1 pseudogene is annotated in these 500 nt (G+C 49.0%); it reads right to left on the bottom strand.

Features of this window, described 5'->3' with window-relative positions:
• Positions 1–500, bottom strand: a pseudogene (locus ACZOWY_RS07255) (hypothetical protein); the annotation flags it as partial.

Raw genomic sequence — 500 nt, 5'->3', positions numbered from 1 at the left:
GTCAGGCTCGTATCCGCCAGGTCCTTCGCCGCTACCGTGAACTTGTTGGACGCTTCATCATAGGTCACATCTACATGGTCACTGCCCGCTACTTCTGCACCAGATACTGTATATGTAGTGGTATTACCGTCGGTTTTAGAAGAAACTCTTGTATATTTATTGCCAGCTTCAACAATACTGATTGAATCTTCACCAACATATGCACTTAAGTCGACCGTAGACTTACTGTCATCAGATCCTAACAAAGTTAGTTGATTCTTAGATTTATCAAGAGATATAGAATATGTGGTATCTGTGTCGATGGACTTCAGGTCCACCGTCGCAGACTTGTCGTCCGTGTCCGTGATCGTCAGCGTCGTACCGTCCAGCGTCGCAGTGGAAATGTTCGCATGCGTGTCCGTGTCGATGGACTTCAGGTCCACCGTCGCAGACTTGTCGTCCGTGTCCGTGATCGTCAGCGTCGTACCGTCCAGCGTCGCAGTGGAAATGTTCGCATGCGT

Source organism: Succiniclasticum sp., from assembly GCF_056977735.1.
Note: the sequence above shows the minus strand (reverse complement) of the source record. Positions and strands in the feature narration are given on the sequence as shown.